The sequence below is a fragment of the Streptomyces sp. NPDC002044 genome (genome assembly GCF_040296725.1).
In the GTDB taxonomy this organism is placed as follows: Bacteria; Actinomycetota; Actinomycetes; order Streptomycetales; family Streptomycetaceae; genus Streptomyces; species Streptomyces antarcticus.
This window is the reverse complement of record NZ_JBEOXU010000314.1, coordinates 1-1,854: the sequence shown is the minus strand read 5'-3', so window position 1 is coordinate 1,854 and position 1,854 is coordinate 1. Positions and strand designations below refer to the sequence as shown.

At 75.0% G+C, this 1,854-nt stretch carries 1 protein-coding gene; it reads right to left on the bottom strand.

Features of this window, described 5'->3' with window-relative positions:
* Nucleotides 1-159 precede the first annotated feature (159 nt).
* Nucleotides 160-1,854, bottom strand: a 1,695-nt coding sequence (locus tag ABT106_RS31870; RefSeq protein WP_351284521.1) for a non-ribosomal peptide synthetase, incomplete at its 5' end; no start/stop codon positions are given.

The following is a 1,854-nucleotide window of genomic DNA, read 5'->3' as shown; positions in this document are numbered from 1 at the left end:
GCCGGGGAGGCAGGGGGGTCGGGGGGCCCGGCCCCGCGCCGGAGCGCGGGGCCGGGTGGGCGGGGACGGGCCGCCGGGCGGCCAGCATCAGCCGGGCGAGTTCGCGCTTCGCCTCGGGGAGCGCGGCGAGCGTTCCTTCGAACCCTGCCGCGGTGGCCATCAGGGACCGTCCGGGTGCTGCATGGAGCCCAGCAGGGCGGCCGCTTCCTCGTCGCTCATGTTCTCGATCTGCTCGAAGACCGCGAGCAGCCGGTCCTGTTCGCCGGCCGCCTCGGCCTTGGCGCCGCGGACGAGTTCGGCCAGCGCGGCGACGGTCGGGTGGCCGAAGAAGTCGGCGAGGGCGATGTCGATGCCGAAGAGGGCGCGGACCCGGGAGACCACGATGGTCGCCTGGAGGGAGCTGCCGCCCAGGGCGAAGAAGTCGCCTTCCACGTCGGGGTTCTGCCATTCCAGCAGCGGGGTGAGGATGTCGCGGCAGATCTGCTCCTCGATGGCGTCGCGCGGCGCGGTGCCGCCGGTTGCGCTCTGGTCGGCCGGCAGGGGCAGGGCGGCCGTGTCGACCTTGCCGTGCGGGGTGAGGGGCAGTTCGTCCAGGACGACGACGACCGGCACCATGTAGCCCGGCAGCCGTACGGCCGTGTAGGCGCGCAGGCCCTCGGCGTCGGCGACCTCGGAGGCGTAGGAGCCCACCTGTTCGACGGTGACGTAGGCGGTGAGCATGCGCTCGCCGCCCGCCGCGGGCTGGGCCACGACGACGGCCTGCTGGACGGAGGGGTGCCCGGTGAGGACCGACTCGACCTCACCCGGCTCGATGCGGTGGCCGCGGACCTTGAGCTGGCGGTCGGTGCGGCCGAGGAAGTCCAGGTTCCCGCCGGGCAGCCAGCGGACCAGGTCGCCGGTCCGGTAGAGCCGGGCGGTCTCGGGTCCGTCGGCGTACGGGTTGTCGGCGAAGCGGTCGGCGGTCAGGTCGGGGCGGCCCAGGTAGCCGCGGGCGACGCCGGGCCCGGCCACGCACAGTTCGCCGGGCACGCCGGGCGGGACGGGGCGCAGCCGCTCGTCGAGTACGAAGGCCTGGTGGCCCGGCATGGGGCGGCCGATCGGCGGGTTGCGGTCGTAGCTGCCGGTGCAGTCCATGAGGGTGACGGCGACGGTGGCCTCGGTGGGGCCGTAGCCGTTGACGAACCGGCGTTCGCCGGCGGTCCATTCGGCGACCAGGCGGCCGGGGAAGGCCTCGCCGCCGACCGAGACGAGGCGCAGGGCGGGCAGGGCGGCCTGGTCGAGGAGCGGCAGCAGGGCGGGCGGGAGTTCGGCGACGGTCACCGCGTCCTCGCGCATCCGGGCCTGGAGCAGGGCCGGGTCTCGGCGCTCGTCGTCGGTGGCGATGACGAGCGAGCCGCCGGCGAGGAGGGTGGTGAAGAGCTCGAAGACCGAGACGTCGAAGGTGAGCGGCGCGAACTGCAGGACCCGGTCCTCGGCCCGGATCTCGTAGGCCCTGGCGATGGTGCGGGAGAAGTGGGCGACCGAGCGGTGCTCGATCATCACGCCCTTGGGGGTGCCGCTGCTGCCCGAGGTGTAGAGGACGTAGGCGAGGTCGCCGGGGGTGGCGCTGGGCGCGAGGGAGGGGACCTCGCGGACCGGCGCGGACGTTCCGGTGTTCACCAGCTCCAGCGGTACGGGCAGTTCCGCGGAGCCGTCGACGAGGGCGTGCCGGACCTTGGCGTCGGCCAGGACCGTACGGGTCCGCTCGACCGGGGCGGACGGGTCGACCGGGACGTAGTGGGCGCCCGCCTTGAGCACGCCGAGCACGCCGGCGACGGCGGCCGGGCCGCGGGCGACGCAGACGGCGACCGGGTC